The organism is Anaerolineae bacterium, from assembly GCA_013178015.1.
Classification (GTDB): Bacteria; Chloroflexota; Anaerolineae; order DRVO01; family DRVO01; genus Ch71.
This window is the reverse complement of the sequence record JABLXR010000008.1, coordinates 43844-69059: the sequence shown is the minus strand read 5'-3', so window position 1 is coordinate 69059 and position 25216 is coordinate 43844. Positions and strand designations below refer to the sequence as shown.

23 protein-coding genes are annotated in these 25216 nt (G+C 66.8%); 9 read left to right on the top strand and 14 right to left on the bottom strand.

The annotated features are described in order from the left end of the window. Positions 1-125: 125 nt before the first annotated feature. Complete coding sequence (gene aroF, locus HPY83_04265) at positions 126-1154, top strand: 3-deoxy-7-phosphoheptulonate synthase (GenBank protein ID NPV07164.1); 1029 nt, start codon at positions 126-128, stop codon at positions 1152-1154. Between the two features lie 212 nt (positions 1155-1366). Here aroF (HPY83_04265) and HPY83_04260 read toward each other — a convergent pair whose 3' ends face one another. The 4 genes from HPY83_04260 to HPY83_04245 form a co-directional block, all read right to left on the bottom strand. Continuing rightward, a complete protein-coding gene (locus HPY83_04260) occupies positions 1367-2671 on the bottom strand; it encodes an MFS transporter (protein ID NPV07163.1) in 1305 nt (434 codons plus the stop codon). A 113-nt stretch (positions 2672-2784) separates the two neighbouring features. After that, entirely contained in the window at positions 2785-3261 is a 477-nt protein-coding gene (locus tag HPY83_04255; GenBank protein ID NPV07162.1) for a hypothetical protein, read from the bottom strand. Beyond that, entirely contained in the window at positions 3258-3845 is a 588-nt protein-coding gene (gene thpR / locus HPY83_04250; protein ID NPV07161.1) for an RNA 2',3'-cyclic phosphodiesterase, read from the bottom strand. The genes HPY83_04255 and thpR overlap by 4 nt, the downstream gene beginning before the upstream one ends. Then, complete coding sequence (locus HPY83_04245) at positions 3839-4690, bottom strand: amidohydrolase (protein ID NPV07160.1); 852 nt, start codon at positions 4688-4690, stop codon at positions 3839-3841. Before HPY83_04245 ends, thpR begins: the two co-directional genes overlap by 7 nt. A gap of 229 nt (positions 4691-4919) precedes the next feature. Between HPY83_04245 and HPY83_04240 the strand changes: the two genes are divergently transcribed. After that, positions 4920-5618, top strand: a complete 699-nt coding sequence (locus tag HPY83_04240; GenBank protein ID NPV07159.1) for a response regulator transcription factor — start codon at positions 4920-4922, stop codon at positions 5616-5618. Here HPY83_04240 and HPY83_04235 read toward each other — a convergent pair. From HPY83_04235 to HPY83_04200, 8 genes are all read right to left on the bottom strand, one after another. Further along, complete coding sequence (locus HPY83_04235; protein ID NPV07158.1) at positions 5591-8200, bottom strand: hypothetical protein; 2610 nt, start codon at positions 8198-8200, stop codon at positions 5591-5593. The two genes, HPY83_04240 and HPY83_04235, sit on opposite strands and share 28 nt — an antisense overlap. A gap of 48 nt (positions 8201-8248) precedes the next feature. Then, positions 8249-9838 carry a 3-dehydroquinate synthase gene (gene aroB, locus HPY83_04230; protein NPV07157.1) on the bottom strand — a complete coding sequence of 530 codons (1590 nt, stop codon included), beginning with the start codon at positions 9836-9838 and terminating at the stop codon, positions 8249-8251. After that, positions 9835-11007 (bottom strand): chorismate synthase, encoded by a 1173-nt coding sequence (gene aroC, locus HPY83_04225; protein ID NPV07156.1) that lies wholly within the window; start codon positions 11005-11007, stop codon positions 9835-9837. The genes aroB and aroC overlap by 4 nt, the downstream gene beginning before the upstream one ends. 5 nt (positions 11008-11012) lie before the next feature. Then, a complete protein-coding gene (aroA, locus tag HPY83_04220; protein NPV07155.1) occupies positions 11013-12299 on the bottom strand; it encodes a 3-phosphoshikimate 1-carboxyvinyltransferase in 1287 nt (428 codons plus the stop codon). Then, positions 12296-13168 carry a prephenate dehydrogenase/arogenate dehydrogenase family protein gene (locus HPY83_04215; protein ID NPV07154.1) on the bottom strand — a complete coding sequence of 291 codons (873 nt, stop codon included), beginning with the start codon at positions 13166-13168 and terminating at the stop codon, positions 12296-12298. Before HPY83_04215 ends, aroA begins: the two co-directional genes overlap by 4 nt. Before the next feature lie 2 nt (positions 13169-13170). Then, complete coding sequence (gene aroF, locus HPY83_04210) at positions 13171-14184, bottom strand: 3-deoxy-7-phosphoheptulonate synthase (protein NPV07153.1); 1014 nt, start codon at positions 14182-14184, stop codon at positions 13171-13173. Beyond that, on the bottom strand, positions 14181-14591 hold the full coding sequence (aroH, locus tag HPY83_04205) for a chorismate mutase (GenBank protein ID NPV07152.1): 411 nt from the start codon (positions 14589-14591) through the stop codon (positions 14181-14183). The genes aroF (HPY83_04210) and aroH overlap by 4 nt, the downstream gene beginning before the upstream one ends. A gap of 300 nt (positions 14592-14891) precedes the next feature. Then, complete coding sequence (locus HPY83_04200; protein NPV07151.1) at positions 14892-16157, bottom strand: transposase family protein; 1266 nt, start codon at positions 16155-16157, stop codon at positions 14892-14894. A gap of 159 nt (positions 16158-16316) precedes the next feature. Between HPY83_04200 and HPY83_04195 the strand changes: the two genes are divergently transcribed. Continuing rightward, positions 16317-16589, top strand: coding sequence for a 30S ribosomal protein S20 (locus tag HPY83_04195; protein ID NPV07150.1), 273 nt, complete (start codon positions 16317-16319; stop codon positions 16587-16589). A 66-nt stretch (positions 16590-16655) separates the two neighbouring features. Here the strand turns inward: HPY83_04195 and holA are convergent, their stop codons facing one another. Continuing rightward, positions 16656-17630, bottom strand: coding sequence for a DNA polymerase III subunit delta (gene holA, locus HPY83_04190; GenBank protein ID NPV07149.1), 975 nt, complete (start codon positions 17628-17630; stop codon positions 16656-16658). 3 nt (positions 17631-17633) lie between these two features. Continuing rightward, positions 17634-18161 carry a hypothetical protein gene (locus HPY83_04185; GenBank protein ID NPV07148.1) on the bottom strand — a complete coding sequence of 176 codons (528 nt, stop codon included), beginning with the start codon at positions 18159-18161 and terminating at the stop codon, positions 17634-17636. 634 nt (positions 18162-18795) lie between these two features. On the opposite strand from HPY83_04185, the gene HPY83_04180 reads away from it, so the two are divergent. From HPY83_04180 to HPY83_04155, 6 genes are all read left to right on the top strand, one after another. Beyond that, on the top strand, positions 18796-19650 hold the full coding sequence (locus HPY83_04180) for an ATP-binding cassette domain-containing protein (protein NPV07147.1): 855 nt from the start codon (positions 18796-18798) through the stop codon (positions 19648-19650). Next, complete coding sequence (locus HPY83_04175) at positions 19647-20507, top strand: ATP-binding cassette domain-containing protein (GenBank protein ID NPV07146.1); 861 nt, start codon at positions 19647-19649, stop codon at positions 20505-20507. Before HPY83_04180 ends, HPY83_04175 begins: the two co-directional genes overlap by 4 nt. Continuing rightward, a complete protein-coding gene (locus HPY83_04170; GenBank protein ID NPV07145.1) occupies positions 20477-21328 on the top strand; it encodes an energy-coupling factor transporter transmembrane protein EcfT in 852 nt (283 codons plus the stop codon). The genes HPY83_04175 and HPY83_04170 overlap by 31 nt, the downstream gene beginning before the upstream one ends. A gap of 130 nt (positions 21329-21458) precedes the next feature. Then, a complete protein-coding gene (locus HPY83_04165) occupies positions 21459-22211 on the top strand; it encodes an ECF transporter S component (GenBank protein NPV07144.1) in 753 nt (250 codons plus the stop codon). A 199-nt stretch (positions 22212-22410) separates the two neighbouring features. Further along, entirely contained in the window at positions 22411-24177 is a 1767-nt protein-coding gene (locus HPY83_04160; protein ID NPV07143.1) for a hypothetical protein, read from the top strand. A 205-nt stretch (positions 24178-24382) separates the two neighbouring features. Next, on the top strand, positions 24383-25027 hold the full coding sequence (locus HPY83_04155; GenBank protein NPV07142.1) for a DedA family protein: 645 nt from the start codon (positions 24383-24385) through the stop codon (positions 25025-25027). Positions 25028-25216 lie beyond the last annotated feature (189 nt).

Below are 25216 nucleotides of genomic sequence, written 5' to 3'. Positions count from 1 at the left end.
AGACGCACCTCCAGCGGTCGCTTCTTGCCGACACTACGCAGGCGCCATAGACTGAGAGCGAGCTGATATGTGGGGCGCTGGGGCCGCCGAGAGCGGCCTCATTCTGTTCCCCTTGGGGGCGAGCCATGATCGTTGAGATGAAAGCGGGAGCATCCCAGGCGCAGTTGGACGCCGTCATCGGCCGGGCTCGGTCGCTAGGCTTCGACGTGCAGCTGAACATCGGCACAGACAAGGTAGTGGTGGCCATCCTGGGCAGCAACACTGGCCGTGTTCCTACCGACAGCTTCGCCGTAATCCCGGGAGTGGAAAGCGTCACCCGGATCATGCGGCCCTACAAGCTTGCCTCCCGCGAGTTTCGCTCCGAGCGTACCGTAGTGCACGTGGGCAGCATCTCCATTGGCGGCGACACTCCCGTGGTGATGGCGGGCCCCTGCTCGGTGGAGAGCCTGGAGCAGATGCTGGCCACGGCGGAGTCGGTGAAGGCGTCTGGCGCCACGGTTCTCCGTGGAGGAGCCTACAAGCCGCGCTCCTCCCCCTTTAGCTTCCAGGGCCTGGGCGCAGGTGGGCTCGAGATCCTGCGCCAAGTGAAAGAGCGCACGGGAATGCCCGTGGTCACCGAGGTCATGGACCCCCGACAGATCGAGGAAGTGGCCGAGGTAGCAGATATTCTCCAGGTAGGCGCCCGTAACATGCAGAATTTCGCCCTTCTGCGAGAGCTGGGCCGCTCGCGTCACCCAGTCGTCCTCAAACGAGGGCTGTCAGCCACCATCGAGGAGTGGCTGGAAACGGCCGACTACCTGCTGGCCGAGGGAAACGAGCAGGTAATCCTCTGCGAGCGGGGCATCCGGACCTTCGAGACTGCCACCCGCTTCACCCTCGACATCAGCGCCATCGGCGTGGTCAAGCGCTACAGCCACCTGCCCATCCTGGTGGATCCCAGCCACGCCGCCGGCCATTACGAACTCGTGCCCTCACTGGCCAAGGCAGCCCTAGCCGCAGGGGCCGACGGACTCATAATCGAGGTGCACCCGAACCCGGTGGAAGCTCTTTCCGATGGGCTTCAGAGCCTTACCTTCAGCGACTTCGCCCGCCTGATGACCGATCTGGGCGAGCTGAGCGTCGGGCTCAGACGCCCACTGAAGCAGTCCGCCTGAGGATGTGGAACGGCGCCGACTGGCGTCGGCGCTGATGAGCCCAGTGGCATATGTCTTGGTGGAGACACCTAGTCGGATCAAGAGAGCCAACCTGATCCTCTGCCCCTTGCCCCAAGAACGAAGGGCGAGCCAAATGCCCGTCTCCTCTCAGGAGATGGGCCAGAGCTGAGGTTCGCTTAGGAGCAGCGCAGATCAGCGTTTCATCGGGGCCATCAGCGTTCTGCCCCTTGGCGGCTGACGTCGGGCACCCCCACCGGGTTGACGCTGAACAGCACCCCTCCAGCGATCCAAAGCAAGCTGGCAAGAGCCAGCACGGGCGTTAGCCCGAACCGGTTCGCCAGTGCCACCGCTAGCATGGGAAGCGCAAAGGCGAGGGCATTGTTGAGGGCGCTGTACACCGAGATGTACGTCGGACGGCGGGCCTGGGGGCAGACCTCCAGCAACGTGTTGTAGTGGCTCAGGTTGAGCCCGGGTGAGATCACGCCGTACCAGAGGATCACCAGGATGACGGTGTTGAGCGACCCGGATATCCCGATGAGCAGAGGGTAGAGCCCGGTGATGGGCCAGGTGGCCCTCAGAGTCTTGTCCTCACCCAGCCGGGGCAGGAGCCGCCTCCAGACGAAGAACCCCACCATGGCCGCAAGGTTCGCGGCCAGCGTGGCACTGGCAATCCACCCGTCCGACGCGTTCAGCGTGCGTACGTAGTAGATTATGTAGAGCGGGCTGGCGAGATAGGCGCCAGCGTTGCCAGCCAGGGAGTTCACCAGGAAGCGCACGTACGCCCGGTTGCCCGCCAGGGTCTCCCGCACCATCTCCAGATTCAGCCGCCGCCCTCGTTCCGCGGGCAGGTGGGGAACCGAGTCTGGCACCTGCATCCGGATCAAGAACCAGTAACTCACCAGGCCGGCCAGGCCGCCCATCATGTAGACGACCTGGTAGTTCAGGGGAAAGGGAGCCAGCTCGAGCCAGGGCCGGATCAGAAGCAGCGCCAGGATGGTGGCCGCCGTAGCCAGGATATTCCGCCAGGAGAACACCTGGGCCCGCAAGCGGGGCGCTATCATGTCCGCCAGCGCCGAGTCGAAACCAGCAGAGAAGATCAGAACCGGCACGAAGCGTATGGTAAGCAGCGCTACGAACGCCGCTGCCTGGTACGGCGCCGGTACCACCAGCGGGATCAGCACGATGAGGAAGAACAGCACCCGGGTGATGAGCAGGCTCCGGAGCATCATGGGCCAGCGCCGCGTCTGCCGTTCCACGATCACCGAGGCCGGGATCATGCCAATCATAGTGATCAGGGCTGGGAGCGAGGTCATGAGCCCAATGAGGGCGTTGCTCGCCCCCAGCCGCAGGGCCAGCGCCCCATTGAAGTTGGCCGCCGCCGCCATCACCGAGGCCGCCGCGATGTCTAGGTAGAGCAGAGCGACGTTGCGCTCCTGCACATCGTATGGCCCCCGGCCTCGGGCCACCTCGTACAGGCCAACCAACCGGTTTAGAAGCAAGCGCGAAGTACTGCGCATGGCAACCCCTACGTGCTACGTGATGCGTGACCAGTGGCTAGTGGGGAGTGGTGAGTGCAGGAACCCTGCTTATGCGCATTGTGTCTCATCCGCCAAGGGTCACGCATCACGCGTCACCTGTCACGTGGCGTCCCCCGCGCTTCTTCCAGGCCCCGACGAATGCCTTCCCAGTGAGTCCCACCCCAGTACACGCGGCCGCAGCCCCGGCAGACCCGGAACGCTGCCTGATCGGACCATACATGTGGAGGTACCTTCCCCTGCACCGACTCGCGCTCGGCGTCCGCCAGTAGGCCGTTGCACACGGCGCACCGCGGCGGCGAGACTGGCCCTGTCTTCCCGAAGGCGCGCAACACCTCGGCCACCTGCTCCTGAATCTGCTCCGAACTCACCAGGTATGCCGTTATGCCACGGCGCCCCGCCAGTTCGCGATCGCGGGTGAGCAACACCCGACCGGTCTCGCGTGCCAAACGCGCCAACTCCCCGTCATCCAGCGAGGTGTCGTACACGGTGTCGTAGCCGGCGAAGCGCAGCCACCGCGCCAAGCGACCCAGCATGGCATCAGCAATGAATCTCGGAGGCGTACAGGTCATCGGCCGACCAGGACCCCCTCGGACACGCGGGAGTACACCGCCCCTTCCGGTCGGAGGGTGCTGCACATGAGGCTTACGCTCGGCACCTCGAAACTGAGCGCTGGGACTGTCACGCCGACGTCCAGCATCTCGGTTACCTCTCCCAACTCCCGCGGCCCAGCGCCGCGACGGACTCGGCCCAGGGTAAGATGGGCAGAGAAGGCCCGCTCCTCCGGAGGGTATCCCAGCCGCACCACTCCCCGCTCCAGGGCTCCCTGCAGAGCCGCCAACCGTTCTGCATCGTCGCCCGCGTCCAGCCCCACCCAGACCACCCGAGGGCGCTTACGGCTGGGAAAGGCGCCTATCCCGTCTAGCTTCAGCTTAAGCGGCGGACAGGTCAGGCAGGCCTCCACCAGGCAGCGCTCCACCGCCGGCACCGTCTGCTCCTGGGTCTCTCCCAGGAACCTCAGGGTCAGGTGAGTCCCCTCCGGATCGGTCCAGCGCACGTGGCGACTTCCCGGGTGGGCCCTAAGCCCTCTCTGCACCTCGGCCAGCGCCTCGCGCACCGAGCGGGGTAGCTCCACAGCGATGAACAGCCTCAGCAATGTCCCTTCCTCCCCCTATACACGCGCAGTGCGTTACCTCCCAGGACGGCTTCCCGCACAGCGCCGTCCCACCGCACCCCGTCCAGCCGCTGCAGCGCCTGTCGCTGAGAGATGAGCGGGTAGTCCGTGGCAAACAGAACCTTATGGGGCGCCACGCCAGCCATCGAGGCGAACACCTCGTCCCGGTAGAGGAGCGGCCACGCCGCCGTATCGTAGTACACCCGCGCCAGCGCCCGGGCCACCTCGGGCATAAGCTCGTAGAAGGGCAGACCACCGCCCCAGTGGGCGCACACAAGGGTGAGAGAGGGAAAGGCCTGCGCCGTGGCAACCACCTGGGCCGGCGCAACCGTGCCCTTGCCCGGATAGGAGTGCCCCACCGGCTCGGACACGTGCACCAGCACCGGGACCTGCAGACTCTCGGCCACTCGCGCCAACGGCTCCATCACCTTCCGGTCGTCCAGGCTGTATCCGGGTCCGTCGGGCATCAACTCGCCGATCCCACTTAGGCCCGCCTCTATCGCCCGAACCGCCTCGCCTTCCGCCTCCCGCACACGCGCTGGATTGACCGTCGCCAGCCCCACAATCCGCTCAGGGTGCCGCCGCACGCACTCCAATAAGTAGTCGTTCTGCTCTCGGCAGAGTCCGCCGTCTTCCCAGCCAAAACCCGCCGCCACTGAGAGCCGCACCCCAGCCTCGTCCATGGACCGCAGCAGGTCATCCGCACTAGCCATGTGCCCCCTGGGCCCCCGGTACAACGTCTCGAAATAGGAGTCCCGCGCCAGCAGGTGCTCCTTCGCCGCCACCCAGTCCGGAGGAAACACATGAACGTGAGCGTCTACGATCATCGGCCCATCGCCCCCAACAGCAGTACTGGTCTCCTTGAGCGGTCCGCTGGCACGCTCGCTGCTATCACCTGCCTCAGAGTCGCCAAGAGGTGCGGCGATGCTTGGCAGGGGGCTTGCCGCAACACCGACCATAGTAACAGTAGTTCTCATGGCGTGAGTCTAGCAGCCTTGGTGCGGACCGCCAATGCTGCTATACTGCGCCCGGCAGTCTGCGGAGGGTGCGCGGGGTATGGAAGGCAAAGGCTGCATCCTGGTGGTAGACGACGAGCCTCAGTTCGCGGGGGTGATCGAGCTGATGCTGCGCCAGGAGGGCTTCGACGTTGACCTGGCCCATGACGGGCTGGACGGCCTGCGGAAGGCCTTCGACCGCAAGCCGGATATCATCCTGCTCGATATCATGATGCCCCGCATGGACGGATGGGAGCTCTGTCGTCGGCTGAGGGACGTGAGCGAGGTGCCCATCATAGTTATCAGCGCCCGCGGACGAGAGGCCGACATCGTGCGCGCCCTCGAGCTGGGTGCCGACGACTACCTGGTCAAACCGTTCGGAGCCACCGAGCTGATAGCACGGGTGTACGCCCTTATGCGCCGCACGGGCTTCCGCCAATCGGCGGTCGCCAGGCCGCTCACCTTCGGCAACGTGGTGGTGGACCTCAAGCGGCACCGGGTAAGCAAGAACGGCCAGGAGGTAGGGCTCACGCCCACTGAGTTCCGGCTGCTCTCTACCCTGGTGCGAGCCGCCGGGCGCGTCCTCCCACATCGGTATCTGCTGACCGAGATCTGGGGTTCCGACTACGCCGACCAGCTCCAGTACCTTCGGCTCTACGTGCGGTACCTGCGAGAGAAGCTCGAAGACGATCCCACCAACCCCAAGCTCATCATAACCGAGTGGGGCATCGGCTATCGCCTGCGCGCCCCGGACGATTGACCTCCCGGGTCTACCGCCAGGGAGCGCAGCTCGAAGTAGACAGCCGGCTCGCTGACGCCGCGTCCCACTATCACCTCCTGCACCCCGATGTCACCCCAGGATTCCTCAGCCGTTCCCGTCTCGGCACCGACCACGCCCACGAAAGCATGGGCGCAGCGGAAGCACCCCCGCAGGTCGGCTTCCAGGCCCAGCCGCCCCAGAGCCCCTACTGCCTCCTGGCTCAGGTTGAGCGACGCCTCATCGGCGACGGCGCCGGCCACGATGGTGCCCCACGGAAGCGATTCCAGGTAGGCGGACATCTCCGACGATGCCTGGGGGTCGGCATGGGTGTCGAACGACCGTCTCGAGATGATCTCACCTGAGACGGCATCGAGAGCCACCAGATTGTAGCCCCGGCCATTCGGGCTTGCCTCTCGCCCACCAACGTACACCCGGCCGAAGTCGCCGAACTCCTCCCCTGCGCTCCGCACGTACAGGTCCACCGGCGCCTGCACGCCAGTGTTCCCGATGGCGCGAACAGCTGGCAGCGATCGGGGGTCTCGCCGCCGGGCTCCCAGCAACAAGACCTGCTGCACAGGGGCAGATTCGGGGGGCAGGGATACCTGGCACTTCGACCACTCATCCGTGAGCTGGCACTCCCCCACCAGGCGTCCGCCGGCCTCCACCGCCACCGCATCGCCCGTGCCCAAGCCTCTCACCTCGAGCGTCAGGTGGCGCACGTCGCCCCCGGGCACCAGCAGCCGAGCCCGAGACCGCACCGCCGGGGCCGGCGCCCTCCTGCTTCCCCAGCCCTCCGCCAGGGCAACCCGCAGGTCCAGCGGCCCCAGGCCACTGTCGGACTGGACCGCGTAGACGCGCATCCCCTCCTGCTCCGCCACCAATCGGGTGGGCAGCACTTCCTCAACGTATTGCCGCAAAGGCCCGTCCACGGGGGGCGTGTGGGTCACCACGTAGCGGACGCCCAGCGCCGCCAGCACCCTTCCGGCCAGGGCACGGTCGTGCTCCCACGCGTCCGTCGGCAGGCCCCGCCCTGTCTGCAGGGCCACCAGGGACTCGAGCACGGGCATCTCGGCGAAGTACTGGAACTTGAGCTCCGGATTGCGGGAGGTGTTGCCGCCCAGCAGCCTCTTGCCGTGCGCCGTCTGGTAGAACTGGCTGAACATGATGCCGACGTGCTGCGCCCCGGTCACTCGGAAGCCGTTCCGCCATCCCAGCGGCAACTCGAGCACGGCGAAATCGCCCGGCTCCTCTCGGATCAACCTGTACAGCGAAGGCACTCTCATGTCGGACAAAGGCAGCGGCGCCGACAGGTTCTCTCCCAGAAACAGCAGCGTCAGCCCGCCCAGCAGCCACCACTGCCGGCGAGGTAACCGCCGCATCAGGTGGGCCACGCCCATACCCCCGAGAACAGCCAGCGACAGGCCCAGCATCACCCCGAAGCGGCTGGGGTAGCGGTTGGCCTTGAACAGGGGCAGCTCCTGCAGGACGCTGAAGGGCATAGGCAGGTGAAATTCGGAGCCGTTCACCTGCAGCACCGGACCGAAGGCCAGCAACAGGAACACCACCGCCGCCGTGCCCCAGAAGGCGGGACGGCCGTTCCTGGTGCCAGCCAGCGCCACCGCTGCCAACACCCAGAGCGAGAGCCCGTAGTAGAGGTGCTGGCCCTTGTCGAAGTGGCGGACCTCCATCCACTCGCTCACCAGACTCCCAAGGCCAGGGTGCAGCATGGTAGGGGCGATCAGCCCAGCCACGTCCGCGGAGAACACGTCGGCAAAGCCGCCGCCCACCACGGTGAAGTCCCCCTCGACGGCGAGATCCAGAGCCATGCTTCCCAGTATCGGGGCGATGATGGCCACGAATAGGCCCCCGGCGAGGGCTACGGGAAGCAGGGTGCGCCTCAGGAAGGCAGACCAGGTGTTGCGCCCCGCGAGGGTCTCGGCCACCCGCCAGGCCACGAGCAACCCCAGGAACACCAGCAGGAAGGAGGCGTAGGTCATCTCCGCCCAGGCCTGCATTCCCAGGAACAGCCCCGCCAAACCGGCCTGTCGCCACCGGCCCCGGATGGCCTCCCACAGGCTGAGCACGGCGAAGGGCACCCACTGAGAGGAGGCGATGTTGAACTGGCCCAAGGCCGCGTAGAACAGCTTGGGGGCAGCGAAGGCATAGGCCAGCCCAGCGAACCAGGCGGCGGATACAGCCCACCGCCGATCCACTGGACCCAGCAGCCGCAACGTCAGCAGGAAGGCTCCGTACCCCCCCAGGACATAGGACGACAGCAGGATGAGGTTGCTGGCGGGAACCAGCCCGAAGATCGCCTGCAGAGGGCCGGAGAGGAAGCCATTGAGAACAGTGAGAGTGTAGAAGGCCAGGTTGATCCTGATGGGATGGAACATGTAATCGCAGTGAAAGAGGTCGCGCCCGTGCAGTGCCGAGTCCCATACCCACCAAAGGTTCCAGGTCAAAGCCGGGTCGTCTATCCCATCGCCGGGAACGTGGGTGGTGAAACGCAGGGCGAGGGGGAGGGTGAGGATCAGCGCGAGCCCGGCATAGCTGGCAAGCACGCCCACGTGCAGGGCAAGCACGCCCCCACGACGCGACCGATGAGCAGGTCCGCGCGGGGAGGCCGCCATTCAGGAGTCGCCCGCGGGCAGGACGGCGCGCAACTCCTCTTCGGTCACGTCGTCGTAGACCCGGACGTCGCCCAAGGCCAGGGGCAAGACGAATCGAAGGCGGCCTGCGCGGCGCTTCTTGTCCGCCTGCATGGCGCCCAGGACCGCGTCAGGCACATAGGGAGGCGGTTTCACCGGCAACCCCGTCGTCTGCAAGCAGGCCACCAGCCGTTCCTCCAGGTCCGGCGCCGTAAGCCCCCGGTGCCGGGCCAGTCGAGCCGCCAGCACCATGCCGATGGCAACTGCCTCGCCGTGTCTTAGCCGGAAGTCGCTCAGCTTCTCGTAGGCGTGTCCAAAGGTATGCCCCAGGTTGAGCACGGCCCTGCGGCCCTGCTCGTAGGGGTCCTCCTCCACCACGCCGACCTTGACCCGGATGGAACGCTCGATCACCTCCAACAGGTCATACTGGCCCGTTTCCAGTCTCCGGAACAGCTCCGGATCGGCGATGACACCATGCTTGACCGCCTCCGCCAGGCCGGCCCGTCTCTCCTCGTTCGGCAGGGTCTCCATACACTCCGCGTCCACCAGCACCAAATCCGGCTGCTTGAACGCGCCCACCAGGTTCTTGCCCGCGGGTAGGTCCACGGCCACCTTGCCTCCCACGCTCGAGTCGAAGGCCGCCAGAAGCGTGGTGGGTACCTGCACCAGAGGCACGCCACGCATGTAGAGGGCCGCGACCAGCCCGGCCGTGTCCCCCACTACCCCGCCACCCAGGGCAATCACGATGCAGTCGCGCCCGAGGCCCGCCTCCACCATGTCGGTCACCAGGCTCTCCACCGTCGCCAGCGTCTTGCTGCGTTCGCCGGCGGGGAACCTCAGCACAGTGGCGTCCAGGCCTCGCTCCGCTAGGCCGCGCACCAGGGTCTCGCCCCACAAGTCGACGACCGTATCGTCGCCAATCACGGCCACCCGCCCGACCAGGCCCCGCGACCGCAGGTACAGGCCGGCGGCCTTGAGTCCCCCGCGGGTGACGAACACGGGGTAGAAGCCACCGGGGTAGTGCACCCCCAGGGCGCGCTCGCCGGTGTGCTCGGCGTTGGCAGCGATGTCCACCACTCGAGCCACGACCTGCTCCACCGCCAGTCCGGTGGTGTCCACCTGATGCGGTATCTCTCGGTAGGCCGGCTCGCGCTGCTGGAGGAGCTCCTCCATGCGCCCCCGGCGATCGCCCGCTTCCAGCATGGGCCGCCCCCGAGTGCCCGAGACCCGCTCCCATAACGCTTCCGGCGACGCCGTCAGCCGCACCAGCAAGCCCGTGGCCCCCAGCGCCTCCCGGTTGCCGCGATCCACCAGGGTGCCGCCTCCTGTGGCGATCACCAACTCGCGCTCGTCCGCCAGTTCCCGAGCCAGCCGACTCTCCTCAGCCCGGAAGAAGGGCTCTCCCAGTCGCCGGAAGATGTCGGGCACGCTCATGCCCAGCCGCCGCGCTAGTACTTCGTCCATGTCCACAAAGCGCCGGCCGAGATGCTCGGCCACCGCTCGGCCCACCTCTGTCTTGCCACTCCCCATGAACCCGGTGAGCACTAGGTTACGCGCCAAGTCTCGGCTCAACCGTCCCCCCTCGCTGCTCCGGGCCCGACCAGCGGTCGTTCCAGGTACCGTGACAAGGCTGCCTGGAGAGATGCCATCGAGTCGCCGCCGAACTTGTCCAGCAGGGCGTCAGCGAGAACCAGACAAGCCATCGCTTCCACCACCACTGCGGCCGCGGGCACCGCGCACACGTCTGAGCGCTCGTAGCGGGTTTCCGTCGCCTGCCCGCTGTCCAGGTCCAGAGATGGCTGGGGAGCGAGAGTGGTAGGGATGGGCTTCATGGCTGCCCGCAGCACCAGCAATTGCCCCGTGGTCATGCCGCCTTCTAGGCCGCCGCACCGGTTGGACGCGCGCAGCCGGCCTGCCTCCCCCACCGTGACCGGCCCCTCGGACGACGGTACTATGCCGTCGTGGACCCGCGTGCCGCGCTGCGTGGCATTGGCGAAGGCGGGTCCGATCTCCACTCCCTTGATCGCTTGAACGCTCATGGCCGCCTGGGCCAGCCGCCCGTCTAGGCGTCGGTCCCATTGCACGTGCGAGCCCAGCCCCGGCGGCAGGCCAGTCGCCAGCACCACCAGCACCCCTCCCAGCGAGTCCCCGTCGGCCCGAGCCCGATCTATCTCTCGACGCATGGCGTCGGCCGTCTCTGGGTCAGGACAGCGCACGTCGCTCTCGTCCGCCTGCTGCACAAGCTCCCAGTGCGGCTCCAGGGGCGGGAGAGCGGCTTCGCCTATACCCTCCACGTAAGAGCCTACCGCGACTCCGCAGTCCTGCAGTACCCGCCGAGCCACCGCCCCGGCAGCCACCCGGGCTGCCGTCTCCCGGGCGCTGGCCCGCTCCAACACCGGTCGGCAGTCATCCAACTCGTACTTCAGCACCCCCGGCAGGTCGGCGTGACCCGGGCGGGGGATAGACAGGCGAGGCCAGGGACGATCGCGCCAGTTGGCCCAGTCGCGGTTGCGCACCAGGATGGCGATGGGCGCACCCGATGTGACCCCATTGATGACACCGGCAAGGATCTCCCCCTCATCGCTCTCGATGGCCATCCGGCCACCGCGGCCGTAGCCCACCTGGCGCCGGCGCAGGTCCCGCCGGATGTCTTCCTGACTCAGCCGCAGCCCTGCTGGGGTACCCTCCACGATGGCAACCAGAGCCGGGCCGTGCGACTCACCTGCCGTCAGGAACCGCAACCCGCTCACGCCCGCATCCTATCGAGAACCTCGAAGAACCCGGGAAAGGAGTCATCGGCGCACTCGGCGCCCTCGATGGTAACCGGGCCATCGGCCACCAGCGCCGCCACCGCCAGGGCCATGGCCAGGCGATGGTCCCCGTGGCTGGAGACCGTGGTGGCCCGCAGAGGCGTCGGCCCTTCCACCACGTACCCGTCCGGCAACTCCTCGATGCGGGCGCCCAGCGCCCGCAGCTCACTCACCAGAGTGGCCACCCGGTCGCTTTCCTTCACCCGCAGCTCCGATGCCTCCCGCACCTCGGTGACACCGTCAGCCTGGGTAGCGAGGACGGCCACCAGAGGCAGCTCGTCTATAGCTCGGGGCACCAGTTCCCCCGCCACCTTGGTGGGGCGCAGGGACGCCGAGCGTACCACCAGGTCCGCCACTGGCTCGCCCCCCTCCAGGCGCTCGCCCTCCAACCGCACATTGGCCCCCATGGCGCGGGCGATGTCCAGAAAGCCGGTGCGGGTGGGATTTACCCCCACACCCTCGATCAAAACGCCCGATCCGGGCACTAGCGTCGCGGCCGCCACCAGGAAGGCAGCCGAGGACAGGTCGCCCGGAACCACCAGCTCCAGGGGCGCAAGTCGCGCTGCAGGCTCGACGGTAATGGCCGCTCCTTCCGCCCTCACTCGAGCGCCCATGGCCCGTAGCATCCGCTCAGTGTGATCCCGAGTAGGTCCAGGCTCCCGAACGGTGGTGGGCTGCTGGCCCCGGAGACCGGCCAGCAGCAGGCACGACTTGACCTGGGCGCTGGCCACGGGCAGGGCGTAGTCTATGCCCCGAAGGGCGCCGCCCCGCACGGTGATGGGCGGGAACCGATCGCCGTCTCGGCCCAGGACGACAGCGCCCATCTGCCGCAGCGGCTCCACGATTCGGCCCATAGGGCGCCGCCGCAAGGAGTCGTTGCCAGTAAGCACGCAAGTCAGGTCAAAGCCGGCCACCAGCCCCGCCAGCAGCCGCATGGTGGTCCCCGAGCCCCGGCAGTTGACCACGTCCCCGGGCTCGCGCAGTCCCGCCGGACCCAGACCCCGAACTCGGAGAGTGCCGGGCCCGGCGTCCTCCACCGGGGCCCCCAAGGCGCGGACCGCATCCACCGAGGCCCGGCAGTCCCCACTCTCGAGGTAGCCACGCACCAGTGTATCGCCCTCCGCCACTGCTCCCAGAAGCAGGGCGCGATGGGTGATGGACTTGTCGCCTGGGACCCGCACCTCGCCCATCAGGCGGCGCGCGGGCTGCACCTCCCGGTTCATGGCACCCTCCTCGACTGCCGCGCCCCCTCCAGGAGGACGGCCAGCCCGGGTTCGTCCCCACTCGCCAACGCCTGCTCTATCTTGCCCAGCTGCTGCTGGAGCGCCTGCAGCCCGGCCAGGACGTGGGCGCGGTTGGTAAGCAGGATGTCGAGCATCATGCTCACGTCGCTGGCAGCCAGTCGCGTCGTGTCCCGGTAGCCCCCGGCGCTTAGCGCCCGCAGGTCGCCCTCGGGCACGGCCTCCGCCACTGCCCGCGCCAACGCCGACGCAGCCAGGTAAGGCAGATGGCTAGTGCGGGCCACGATGGCGTCGTGTTCGGCCGCATCCAGTATCAGAGGTCGGGCGCCCACAGCGCGCGCCAGAGAGCTGACGACCTGCACCGTACCCGGGGCTGTGGCCCGGCTCGGGCACAGAACCCAGGTGGCACCCCGGTACAGGTCCGGCTCGGCCGCCTCCAGGCCCCTGCTCTCCCTGCCGCACATGGGGTGCCCGCCCACACATTGATCCGGGCGGCCGGTGCGGCTCATGGCTGCCACAACCTCCAGCTTGGTGCTGCCCACATCGGTCAGCACAGCCCCAGGCGGCAGAAGCCCGTCTGCCTCTTTCACTTGCTCGATGATGGTGCGCACCGGAGTGGCCAGTACCGCCAGCTGTACGCCCGCGAGTACCTCAGGTAGCGACATGCCCCCGTCGTCTATCCAACCCCGTCCCACTGCCCACTCGAGGGTCTCGGCTCGGCGCGACACTCCGAGAATGCGTGCTTGAGGCCAGGCCTGCCGAAGTGATGCCGCCAGCGATCCTCCCATCAGGCCCAGCCCCACCACGCCCACCGCGTACCCCGGCGGGGGAAAGCCGCCCTCATCTCCCATGGCTAGACGGTCCTGTCCACTGCTTCAGCGATGGCCCGGACAGACCGGACCAGACGAGCAAAGCTCTCGGGCTTCAGGCTCTGAGCCCCGTCCGAGAGTGCCCGGGCAGGCTCGGGGTGGACCTCTACCATCAGCCCGTCGGCGCCGGCGGCGACGGCCGCCCGCGACACCGGTTCCACCAGGTCCCACCTGCCAGTGCCGTGGCTCGGGTCCACCGTCACCGGCAAGTGGGTCAGCCCCTTGAGCACTGGCACGGCGTTTATGTCGAGAGTGTTGCGGGTGTAGGTTTCGAAAGTGCGAATGCCGCGCTCGCACAGGACCACCTGGTAGTTCCCGTGCGACAGAATATACTCTGCCGCCATGAGGAACTCCTCCATAGTGGACATCAAGCCCCGCTTGAGGAGCACCGGGCAGCCAGCCTCCCCCACTGCGTGCAGGAGGCTGTAGTTCTGCATGTTACGGGTGCCCACCTGCACCATGTCGGCATACTGGGCCACCAGCGCCACCTTCTCCGGCGCCATCACCTCGCTCACCACCGGCAAGCCGGTGGCCTCCCGCGCTTGGGCCAGCAGCTCCAGCGCCTTCTCGCCCAGGCCAGGAAAGGCGTAGGGCGAAGTGCGAGGCTTGAAAGCACCACCTCGCAGCATAGACGCACCCGCCTCCTTGACTGCCCATGCCGTCTCCATCAGCTGCTGAGCGCTCTCGACCGCGCAGGGGCCGGCCATGATGATAACGCGGCGGTCGCCGAGCATCACCCCACGCACCTGTACCACCGTGTTGTCCGGCCGAAAGTCGCGGCTGGCCAGCTTGAAGGGATGAAGGATGGGTATGACGCGCTCGACTCCCGCCAGCAGCTCCAGGCTCTGCTGGCTGACGTTCCGTTCGTCGCCGATGAGCCCGATGATGGTGCGCTCCTCGCCATGCGACAGGTGGGCCCGAAACCCGAGGGCCTCGATCTGGCGCGTCACCGCCCCCACCTCCTCCGCCGACGCGCCCATCCGCATGACGATTATCATCTGCACTCCTCCGATCTGGCCCCAGAACAGGCCTGCATCTCCTCGGCCAGGTCCGGCCGAAGGGCCTCTGCTCCTCGCAAGTACAGGTGCACTATCTCGCTCTGCGCCTTCTCCGTATTCCAGTGCAAGAGCACCCTCACGCACCGAGGTAGCGCCCCAGGAACCGGGATTTCCCTGGTGCACATTAGCGGAACACTCACCCAACCCAGGTCGCGGGCTGCCCGAGCGGGAAAGGCCGCGTCCAGGTCGGGCGTCAGGCTGAACAAGGCGCTGGCGACATCCTCGGGCGCGATCGCGTTGGCCGCCACCAAGGTCGAGAGCAGCTCCCGCGTGGCCGAGAGTATCTCCTCCTCGGTGTTGGCCTCACAGGTGATGGCACCCCGCACCCCCCGTACAGCTACCGACATATGCGTCCACTCCCGAGAAAAGAGAAGAGGCGTGGTCATGGCCACGCCTTGGGTTCCGATCTTAGCTCTGAGTGAACACGCCGGCGCCGGCCGCGCTTACGCGTACCCTCGGTAGTAGTAGGCAAAGGCCCCGAGCGGCATTGGTCCGGCATCTCCCGCGTGTGATCAACTCCCAACATACCACACTACGCCGGCCGGAGGCAAGGCCAGCACAGGCGTCACGGTCGGAGCACGAAGCCGGGCTGCCCCGTGTCTGAATGCCACACCGCGACCCAAACCGTGTCCAATCAAATGATAATCCTACCGGGCGGGGGTCATTCTATCAGATGATAATCCTACTGGGAGAGGCGGCTCGGTGTCGTTGGCGTATAGGGTCAGATACACGTTTTGGGCCTTGGCGGACTTGGCGGCGCCGGGCAGGCGCAGGATAGCGGCGGCCAGTTCATGGATCTGGGAGCGCAGCATTCGGGGGTCGGTGTCCTGGCGTAGGCGCAGTAGCTGCTCCTCCTTTTCCGGGGCAATGCCTTTGAGCTGGCGCAAGCGCTCGAAGGGGGTGCAAGCGGGGCCGTAGCGACGTCGAGTGCGGTAGGTGCCATCCGGCAGAGGGACTAGTTCCTTTTGGTGCAGGCGCAGCACCGGCTGGAAGAGGTTGTAGTAGAGGCTGAGCATCTCATAGAGGCGGTTCATGGCCCTCACTTGCTCCACCGTGTCCAGGCGCTGGTAGCCCAGGTAGGCCCGTACCAGGGAGGAGTTCTTCTGCTCCACGAAGCGGTTGTCGTTTTTCTGGTAGGGCCGGCTGCGGGACCATTGTAGCTGGGGCACCCAGTGGGCAAACAAGCGCAGGAGGTGGTCGTTGAAGAACTCACCTCCATTGTCCGGGTGCAGTTCCACCACGGGGAAGGGAAGGCGGGTCAGCAGGCGCTGGAAGCCATCGGCCACCACCAGTTGGCTGCGGCCCAGGATGGCGGCGATCTCGCTCCAACCGGTGGCGGCGTCCACCAGGTGGAGGCTGTGGGCGAACTCACCCGATGGGTCCGAGCCACAGTGAAGGACCAAGTCCACCTCCAGGTGGCCGGGCTCGGTCTCGTTCCAGGCCAACCGCTTCATGGGTATGGCCTGGGTGAGGGGTTGGGGTCGCCTGGGTCTGGGGCGGGGAAGGTAGTACTCGTCCTTTTCCATCCCGGCCAGCAGGCGGCGGATGGTGCAGACGCTGATCCTTTCCAGCTGCTGGGCCAGGCTGTCGGTCAACTGAAGATGCCCGTAGCTGGCCAGGTGCTCGGCCATCCAGCCCAGGTTGTCTTTGAGCCTCTCGGCGCAGATGTAGTCCAGGCTCTCGGCGATGACGCTCAGGGCGTACTTGACCTCGGGGCCGTAGGTAACTCCTCGCTCTCTAGTCCGAGCCCTGCGGCCCAGGTCAGGGCGCCCCATGAGCTCGATGAGGTGCTTGCGATGCCTGCCCGTCACCTGCTCCATCTCGTCTAGGAGCAGGGAACGTTCCTTGCGGCTGGCCTGGCGATAGCGATCTTGCATCACCTTGAGATACTCCTCACGGGACTGCCGACTCATCTTCTCCCTCGCAGACATCGCTCCCCCCAGTAGGATTATCAATTGAGGGAACGATACCCGCTCGGTAGGATTTTAGATGATAGGATGCGCAAACTGGACAGGGGGCCGCCGCGGACCTATACTATTTGTTTGAGCCAGAGATCGAGGAGGATGCAACCGTTGGCGAACACGCAGTCAGCCGTCAAGGCTGCCCGACAGAACGAACGGCGGCGGCGGCGCAACCGCATGGTGCGGTCTGCCACCCGCACGTACGTGAAGAAGGCTCGTGTCGCGCTCGTCGAGGGCGACATCGAGCTCGCCCAGGAAGCCGTCCGCCAGGCCGTGGTGGCGCTCGACAAGGCCGCTCAGAAGGGCATAATCCACCGCAACAATGCCTCGCGCCGCAAAGCCCGTCTCATGCGGCAACTCAACCGCATCGGGCAGATGGAATAGCTTGGCTAAGCTGCGCCATGCCGTGAGACAGACGCCCCCGCCACTCGGGGGCGAGTTCCTGAGTTCCTACTCCCCGCTCCCGGTCAGCTCCACCACCAGCTGCGTCAGAACTGCCGCCTCGGAGGCATTGGTTCCTCCTTTAAGAGCGTAGTCGGCCCGCAGAGCCTTCTCTAGCGCCTGCTCCAGCTCGGCCATGGTGAAGAGCCGGCTCTGGGCCACGAAGCGATTGACCAGCCATGGAGGCACCGATAGCTCTTGAGCCAGAGCCGCCTGGCTGGTCCGCGCCTCCACCAAGTCTTTGGCCATCAACAGCAGGCGGAACTGACGAGAGACCATGCCCAACAGGGCCAAGGCCGACTCCGTCTGGCGTATCAGCAGGTCCTCTAGGCGGGCCAATGCCCGGCCTGTCTCCCTTCGGCCTATTGCCTCCACCAGGTCGAACACGCTGCTTTCTGGGCTGGCCACCACCAACTCACGTACATCCTGCACCTGGACCGGGCCCGCGTCTAGAGAGAACGCCGCCAGCTTCTCCAGCTCCGCCTCCAGAGCGACGGCGCTATCTCCCACTCGGCGGTGCAGCTCGGCGGCCGCGTCGCGGCCCAACCGCACCCCCAGGGCCGCCGCTCGGCGCTCTATCCAGCCCTCCACGTCTCCCTCGGTCGTCAGGCTGAAGGCGCGTACCTCTCCCTGTCTCTGCGCCAGCTCGTGCAGTGGGTGCGACTCCGGCTCCCGGTGCAGGTCAGGCTCGACCACCAGTAGCTCAGTGCTGGCAGGCATGTGCTGCAGGGCTGCCAGTAGGGCCGATCGCTCCTGCTTCGAGGCACTGCGAAGACGCTCCATCAGGTCGCGCACCACCACCACTCGGGTGCCCCCGAAGAAGGGCAGGCTGCAACAGATGCTGGCCAACTCCTCCAGGTCCACCACACTGCCGTCCAACCGGACGACGTTCATCACCACCGCCGATCGGCCACCGCTGGCGACGTGACGGGCGACCTCGGCGTCGAGCGATACCCGATCGTCGCCGTAGAATAGCCTCAGCACAGGCTACTCCCAGATCACCGAGACGAAGTGAGTCACGGGCTTGCCCTCCCGCCGCCGAATGGGCCCTATCCGCGCCCCCGCCACGTCGGGGTTGGTGGTGATGGAGCGCTGTACTGCGGTGCCCAGCGGCTGGGCGGCGAGAACCCCCCAAAGAGACGCCAACAGCACCTGTGGGAGGGCCATGGCCCGGGAGCGCCCGCGCGTGCTGTCGGCCGCAAAGGCGGCCAGGCCCGCAATGAGTCCGGTGACGGCCAGGTTGGTGCCGCAGCGAGGGTGGACCGCCAGTTCCGGGTCCCGCTGCAACTCCACCAGAGCCTCGCTGGCGGCCCGAGCCACGGCCGCGGTTTCCACCTGGCCATAGAGGTAGAACCCCCCAGCCGTGCTGCGACCCACCACCTTCAGCGATGGATTCCATCGCCCCAGGAGATGAACAGTGGCATGCTCTAGGGCATGGTTGCGCCGGACCGTCCCCCACATGGATAAGGCCCCCGAGGTGAGGCGCCGCAACATCCGCGTCACCGAACTGCTCAAGCTAGCCTCCCACACTACGCCTGGGGCCCATTCTAGGCCCCGTGTCGCTGCCGAGCCAGTCACCGCGTGACCGCGCCCGACCCCCGACCGGCGAGACGGATTCCAGCCAGCACCGCCGCTCGGGTCCCCCGCTGCGCCCAGACTACGAGAGCAAGCTCCGACTGCATTTCAGCCGCACCTTGGGTCGAGCCATGCCGACGCCTGCGCTCTGTCTCCACGTGCCCACCGCCCCTGACACACCTTTCGCCGAGGAGCGCGCGCCCACGCGCGCCGTCCCCCCGTGTCTTCTGCGCCCGGGGCACCCCCGCCCGAGGGGCAGGCTCCCCCGCGCGCGCCCTGCCTCCACGTGCCGACCGCGCCCGGGGAGAACCTGCCCCTCAAAAGGGATTTGGACACCATCGCCTCGCTCTGCTGGCCGGCTGCGGAGCCTGCCCTGACGGCCTGTGAACAGACCACCCATGCCGGTCTGCGCGGGCCTGTCCCACGCCACCTCAGCTTGGGTGAGCTTGTGCTCTCGATCCTAAGCTCTGGCGTCGCCGCTGGCCGGCACTAGGCCTTCTGCCCATTGCCTCACGTTTCGCGTGGTGCCTCTCGGGTGCTAGAATCAGTGCACCTATCCCCAGAGGCAGAGCCATTGAACCGCGCCCCATCCGACGCTCCCCTGATACAGGTCGAGGGGGCCAGCTACCGGTACCCCGATGGCACGGCCGCCATAACCGATATCAGCCTTCAGGTGCAGCCGGGCGAGTACGTGGCCCTGGTCGGCCGCAATGGCTGTGGCAAGTCCACTCTGTGTCGCCTCATGAATGGCCTTCTGCTGCCGAACCCCGGGCGGATCCTGGTCCGGGGTATGGACACTAGGGAACCAGGAACCGAGTTGCCAGTGCGGAGCACCGTGGCCATGGTGTTCCAGGTGCCAGACAACCAGATCGTGGCCACGGTAGTCGAGCACGACGTTGCCTTCGGTCCGGAGAACCTGGGCATTCCCACGCCCGAGCTTCGCCTGCGGGTGAGAGAGGCACTGGAGACAGTTGGCATGTGGGAGCAACGCGAGCGGGCCCCGCATCTCCTCTCGGAGGGCGAGAAGCAGCTCGTGGCCATCGCCGGCGCCCTGGCGATGCATCCTCGCTGCCTGATCCTGGACGAGGCTACCTCCATGCTCGATCCTGTGGCCCGAGACCGGGTGCTGGCTGTAGCCCGGCAAGTGCACCTCAATGGAGTGTCCGTGATAGTTGTCACCCACAACCTCTCCGAAGCGCTGGAGGCCCGGAGAGTGCTTGCCCTGGATCGTGGCCACCTGGCCTACGACGGCCCGCCAATGGATCTCCTCAAGGACGATGACCTCATGGCCCAGCTGGGTCTCGCCGCGCCCCCGGCGAGCCAGGTAGCGCGCGAAGTCCATCGCCGTAGACCCTTCTTCCCTCGCGGCCTCCACCGGCCGGAGGAGGTGGCGAAGGCAGTCCTCGAGTTCTGCTGCAGGCCGGCGTGAGCGCGATCGAGCTGCACGATCTCAGCTACACGTACTTGGAGGGCACCGCCATGGCGGCCCCCGCTCTTCGAGAGGTGTCGCTCCGGGTGGAGGAAGGGGAGATAGTGGCCCTGGTGGGCGAGACGGGAGCGGGCAAGAGCACCCTGCTCCAGATCTGCCGCGGGCTCTACCGCCCGGCTCGCCCTGGGCAGGCTCTGGTGCTTGGGGTGGACACGCACAACCCGCGTGCGCTTGGCGCTCTACGCCTGAGGGTGGGGCTGCTGCTTCAGCGCTCTGAGGCCCAGCTCATCGAGCGTTTCGTGGGCGATGACGTGGCCTTCGGGCCCCGACAGGCCGGTCTCTCCCACTCAGAGGTCCGGGAGCGAGTCCGCTGGGCCATGGAGAGCGTCGGCCTAGGCTTCGAGGAGTTCAAGGACCGGCGTACCTTCAACCTCAGCGGTGGCGAGAAGCGGAAGGTCGCCCTCGCCGGTGTCCTCGCCTCTCGGCCCGAGCTCATCCTCCTGGACGAGCCCACCGCCGGTCTCGATCCTGAGTCGCGCCGGGCGGTTCTGGACTTGATCGAGAGGCTCCGGCAGGAGGGCTCCACCTTCCTGGTGGCCAGCACTGGAGTGGAAGACGTGCCCGCCATCGCCGACCGGCTCGTGGTCCTGAGCGATGGACGGGTGGAGGGAGACGTGCAGGCCCCCGAAGTCTGGCGGCACGCGGGGCTCTTCAGGCGCCACTCTTTGGAGTTACCTGAGGTAGGGCGCATACTCGAGCTGCTGGCGGCCGCCGGCCATGAGCTGTCACCCAACTCACTGAAGCCCGATTCTGTGGCGAGGGAGATATGCAGGATCTTGCCTACCTGCGCCACCTGACCTTCGGGCAGTACCTGCCCCGACAGTCTGTGGTGCACTCGCTCGACCCGCGCACCAAGATACTGGCGGTAGCGGCGCTATCTTTGGCAATCATCACCAATGCTTCTTACGTCGCCGCTGTCTTGCTGCTGGCGACAGTGCTGTCACTGTCTGTCCTCTCCCGCATCCATCCGCGGCACGTGGTCTCGGGGCTCGGCCCCCTGGTCCCGTACGTGATCGCCTTCGCCGCCATCCAGATGCTCTTCTTCCGGGGCGGCTTCGGCCCCACCACCGAACCTGCGGTGCTGTGGCAATGGGGTCCGTTCGTCATGACCAACGCCGGGATGCGGCTGGCTATCATCTCCGTATCACGCCTGATCGAGTTCTGGTTCCTTACCACCCTGCTCACCAACACCACTCCCATGCCCAGCTTGGCTCATGGCATCGAGGGTGTGTTCAGACCCTTCTCCGCCATCGGTTTCCCGGGACACGAGTTGGCCCTCGTGCTCACCCTGGCCCTGAGGTTCTTGCCTCTCTTTGCCCTGGAGTTGGAGGACACGGTGAAAGCCCAGCTATCCCGGGGGGCAAAGTGGGAGACAGGCCGGCTGGCCCTCATCCGCAACTCCCGCCAGGTAGCCGTGCTCCTGGTGCCGCTCTTCGCCGACGCCCTGCGGCGAACCGAGGAGTTGGCTACAGCCATGGAGGCGCGCTGCTACGTGGGGGGGAAAGGCCGCACCCACCTGCTCACTCTCCGGTTCCAGGCTCGTGACCGGATCGCTCTCGCGGCGGCCTGTGCTATCTCGTTTGGCCTGGTCTTGCTGCGCAACTCCTTCCCCTGGTAGTGTTTGTATAGAGACAGCAGTCCTGTCCGCCTTGTGCCCGGGCGCTGCAGTGCAGTGACAGGGCAGTCCCCGCACTCCCCCGGCCCGGACCCACGACAGGCGCGAGTGCCGAACACGATGGGAGGCGTTCATGGGAGCGCATGGCGGTGAAGCAATAGGTCAACGTCCTGATCGAGACGCCCAGTCGGCAGCGAAGCGTCGCATCCGGGGAGTGGTTCTGGCGGGTACCCTGAGTGCGCTTACCATTCTGCTCGGGCTAGTCCCCATGGTTGGGCTCATTCCGGTCCCCACCCCGGCCGGTTCCGCCACCACGATGCACATTCCGGCGATACTGGGAGGCATTCTGGGCGGCCCAGTGGTAGGCAGCCTGGTTGGGCTGGCGTTCGGGCTCTTCTCCATCGGTCCAGCCGCCATACCGGTCAAGGACCCACTAGTGGTAGGACTGCCACGGCTGTTCATCGGGGTGGTCGCCTGGGCCGTGTACGCCGGCGCCCTGCGCTCGGACAAGAGGGTTACAGCCGCCCTCCTAGCGGTGACGGCCATATTCGGCGCCTGGTTCGCCGTGCAGATGCTGCCTCAGCGGCCGGCGCTCGGCTGGGCCATGCTCGCTTTGGTGGCTCTGGCAGCTGCCGTGATGGTCTACTTCCTGGGCAAGGGCAGCCGGGAGGCGATCGCCGTCGCCGCTGGGGCACTCTTCGGGTCATTCACCAACACGGTTCTCGTGCTGGGCATGGCCTGGCTTCGAGCCTATATCCCGGGCGAGGGCGTGCTACTGGTGGGCATCACTCACGGCATCCCCGAGGCGATCGTGGCCGTGGTTATCTCCGTCCTTGTCGTGGGCGCCGTCAGAGGCGCGGCTGGCTGGGGACGTTCCAGCGTCTAGGAGCTGGGGCCGCGCCGCTGTGTGGCCGTAATGCGGGCGTCGCGGGAGAGCGGAGCTCCGTGCTATAATCACCGCAGTCCAGCACGGCCGGTGGCAGCCTAGCGCTCGGCCGTGTCAGGTCCCTGCAGGAGGATGCGGTGCTCCCCCTCCTTCGCTTCTTGGTTTCGCTGCCCGTGCGTCCACCCATGGCGGTCGAGCCTTGAACCGCGCCCGCCAGCCCAGCCCCGGCTTCCTTGCCCCGGGGGCCGTCCTCGTTCTCGCGCTCGCTGTCCTCTCTCTTCTGCCCGTCGCCGGCGCACGGGCTGAGGAGGGAGTAGGCGCACAAGGTGTGGCCGCCAACCTGGTTATGAACTGGTCTTTCGAGACCTTCGAGGGCTTCACCGTGTACGATCGCGTCGGCCAGTACTGGGACGCCTTCGTTCTCTCCGGGAACTCAGTGGAGTTTAGACAGGGCACTCAGTTTGCCGGTGTCAACGTGGAGCGAATTGACGGCCGGGACAGCCAGATCATCAAGAGCGACGAGCCCTTCGATGCCGGCGTGTACCAGATCGTGGCCGGCCTGCAGCCTGACCAGTGGTACTCGGCTCTCGCCTACATCCTCACCGTCTACCAGACTTCGGCTGTCGAAGATCCCAGGGACTTTGACGGCATGATGGTGAAGCAGATCGGCGTGGATCCCACCGGCGGCCGTAACCCGCTGTCCCCCAGCGTCATCTGGGGCGAGCCCGTTGACAAGAACATGGACCGCAACACCTGGGGCCACCGCCTGACCTTTCAGGCCACGGGATACTCTGCTACCTTCTACATCCGGGTGCAGGCGCTGCAAGGCGTCTCCCACGCGGCCTATGACAACTTGGCTTTCATAGACGGCGCCCAGCTGCGTCTGGCTCCCGTGTCCCAGGCTATCGTTCCGGACACAGCGCCCGCGGGGCCATTCGAGGTCAAATGGCAGTCAGTGGTGCCTAACGCGTGGACCACTGAGGCTCGGGTTATCTCGCACGACGTGGAGTACCGGGACGGCCTGGGGCCTTGGCAGCGGTGGCTTACCCAGACCACCAGTGGCGGACAGGAGTTCAACCTCGTTGTCCCTGGTCACGAGTACTCGTTCCGCGTGCGCGCCTGGGCTCAATACGTGGGTCCCTTTGCCGAGATGCACGGCCCTTGGGCTGAATCGGCGGCCGTCCGGCTGGGCCGAGTAATAGAGGCTACCGCCCTGGACAACCGCGGCAACGCTGTGGCCGGCATTCCCTTCGAGCTCCGCTCCCAGTCTGCCATGGTCGCTTCCGCCGTCACCGACGGCGCCGGGCACGCCTACCTGGCGGGCGAGGAGAACGTGGCCTACCAGGTGATCGCCAGAGATACCTGGTTCCGAGCCCCACCCGCGGTCCACAACGTCCTCATCGGCCCTGGCATATCCCCCGTGGCCGTGACCGTCATGCCACCCGACGACGTGGTCTCCGATGGCTCCTTCGAGCAATCGACGACGGGACAGGTCCCGGGGGGCTGGTCGTCCTCTGGCCCCATGGCCCGAGTCACCGACTATCGCTACCACACCGGTGTACGCAGCGTGGAGCTGGCCACCGACATGGACTACACTGGGGTGTGCCTCGCCCGGGACTTTGTTGTCGAAGGCGCCTATCTTCCTACGCTCTCGTTCTGGTATCGGCTGCAGCCGGGCGAGGGTGGGATGGCCAAGGTGCTCCAGGTGCAGATCAGAGACTCATCCCAGCTGGTGCTTGCCAAGGCCTCCTTGCAGTCCCAGACTGACACTGAGTGGCGGAACCATTATCTGGCTCTCACCGAGGATGAGTCGCCCTACGCCGGGCAGGTCACGGTCGAGTTCTGCCTCCTGGACCCTGGAGGCGCCACCACCTATGGCACCGTCCGGGCCTACCTCGACGACGTAAGCCTGGGCAGCGCCAGTGGCGGCCCGGTCAAGTCGTACCTGCCCCTCACGACAAAGTAGCTGCACTCCCAGGAGAATGCCCCCGTAGAGGCTGTGCCGGCTCCCCGCCCGCTGGTGTTGAGCCGGCGGGTTGCTGCTTCTTCCCGGCAGTGGCATACTTGGGGCCTGGAGCCGTCTCGTGGGGCGAAGCCAGGCTGCTGCCATCCGCAGACGAGGCCCCGCTTCAGGCCATCGGGCCCGAGAGGGTCCGGTCATAGGAGGCACCTTGGAGATACTGCGAGACCTGGTCGTGTGGACCGCCGGGTGGGCCGACACTCCTTACGGCAGCCTGGCTCTCTTTGTGATCGCCTTCGCTGAGTCGTCCTTCTTTCCCGTGCCGCCGGACGTCTTGATGATACCGCTCGCCCTGATGGCCACGTCTCGCGCTCTCGTGTTCGCGGGAGTGGCTACCCTGGCCTCTCTCGTGGGGGGCTCGTTTGGCTTCCTCATCGGTGCCAAGGGCGGTCGCCCAGTGCTGCGCCGCCTCTTCAGCCCGCAGAAGATCGCGATGGTGCAGGACTACTACCAGCGCTACGACGTGTGGGCTGTGTCCGTGGGCGGGTTTACCCCCCTTCCTTACAAGCTGTTCTCCATATCGGCTGGTGCGTTCGGGCTGGGCTTCAAGCGCTTCCTGGCGGCCTCGCTCCTTGGCCGCGGCGGGCGCTTCTTCCTGGTAGGTCTGGTGATCACCATCTTCGGGGAACCGGTGAAGTACTACCTGGACAAGTACTTCGACTTGGCCGTAGTGGCCTTCACACTCATGCTCATCGGCGGGTTCGCGGCCGTGAGCCTGGTGGCGCGCTGGCGAGCCCGGCGATCGCCCCCTGCCGTGGCCATGGCGCCCGGTAGCGACCCCGCGGAGCCGGTGTGACCAGAGACGCGGCTAGACACGTCTATCCGGCCGGTTCACCCGGGCCGACGGCCACCCGGACGTATCCGTTCCCCGATCCTCGAGCCGTGGGTCCATCTCAGTTCGGGGGGCGAATTGCGGCAGCGACGCTGCACGCCGGCCAGTCCTGCCACATGTGCTGGTCATTCCTGCCATATGTGCCGATCTCTG

What these genes read in the sequence shown, in the direction of transcription:
- aroF (NPV07153.1), bottom strand. Translation starts at nt 14,184, where the DNA reads ATGATAATCGTCATGCGGATGGGCGCGTCGGCGGAGGAGGTGGGGGCG.
- aroA (NPV07155.1), bottom strand. Translation starts at nt 12,299, where the DNA reads ATGAACCGGGAGGTGCAGCCCGCGCGCCGCCTGATGGGCGAGGTGCGG.
- HPY83_04240 (NPV07159.1), top strand. Translation starts at nt 4,920, where the DNA reads ATGGAAGGCAAAGGCTGCATCCTGGTGGTAGACGACGAGCCTCAGTTC.
- HPY83_04260 (NPV07163.1), bottom strand. Translation starts at nt 2,671, where the DNA reads ATGCGCAGTACTTCGCGCTTGCTTCTAAACCGGTTGGTTGGCCTGTAC.
- HPY83_04200 (NPV07151.1), bottom strand. Translation starts at nt 16,157, where the DNA reads ATGAGTCGGCAGTCCCGTGAGGAGTATCTCAAGGTGATGCAAGATCGC.
- aroF (NPV07164.1), top strand. Translation starts at nt 126, where the DNA reads ATGATCGTTGAGATGAAAGCGGGAGCATCCCAGGCGCAGTTGGACGCC.
- aroH (NPV07152.1), bottom strand. Translation starts at nt 14,591, where the DNA reads ATGTCGGTAGCTGTACGGGGGGTGCGGGGTGCCATCACCTGTGAGGCC.
- HPY83_04255 (NPV07162.1), bottom strand. Translation starts at nt 3,261, where the DNA reads ATGACCTGTACGCCTCCGAGATTCATTGCTGATGCCATGCTGGGTCGC.
- HPY83_04215 (NPV07154.1), bottom strand. Translation starts at nt 13,168, where the DNA reads ATGGGAGATGAGGGCGGCTTTCCCCCGCCGGGGTACGCGGTGGGCGTG.
- HPY83_04165 (NPV07144.1), top strand. Translation starts at nt 21,459, where the DNA reads ATGGGAGCGCATGGCGGTGAAGCAATAGGTCAACGTCCTGATCGAGAC.
- HPY83_04245 (NPV07160.1), bottom strand. Translation starts at nt 4,690, where the DNA reads ATGATCGTAGACGCTCACGTTCATGTGTTTCCTCCGGACTGGGTGGCG.
- HPY83_04170 (NPV07145.1), top strand. Translation starts at nt 20,477, where the DNA reads ATGCAGGATCTTGCCTACCTGCGCCACCTGACCTTCGGGCAGTACCTG.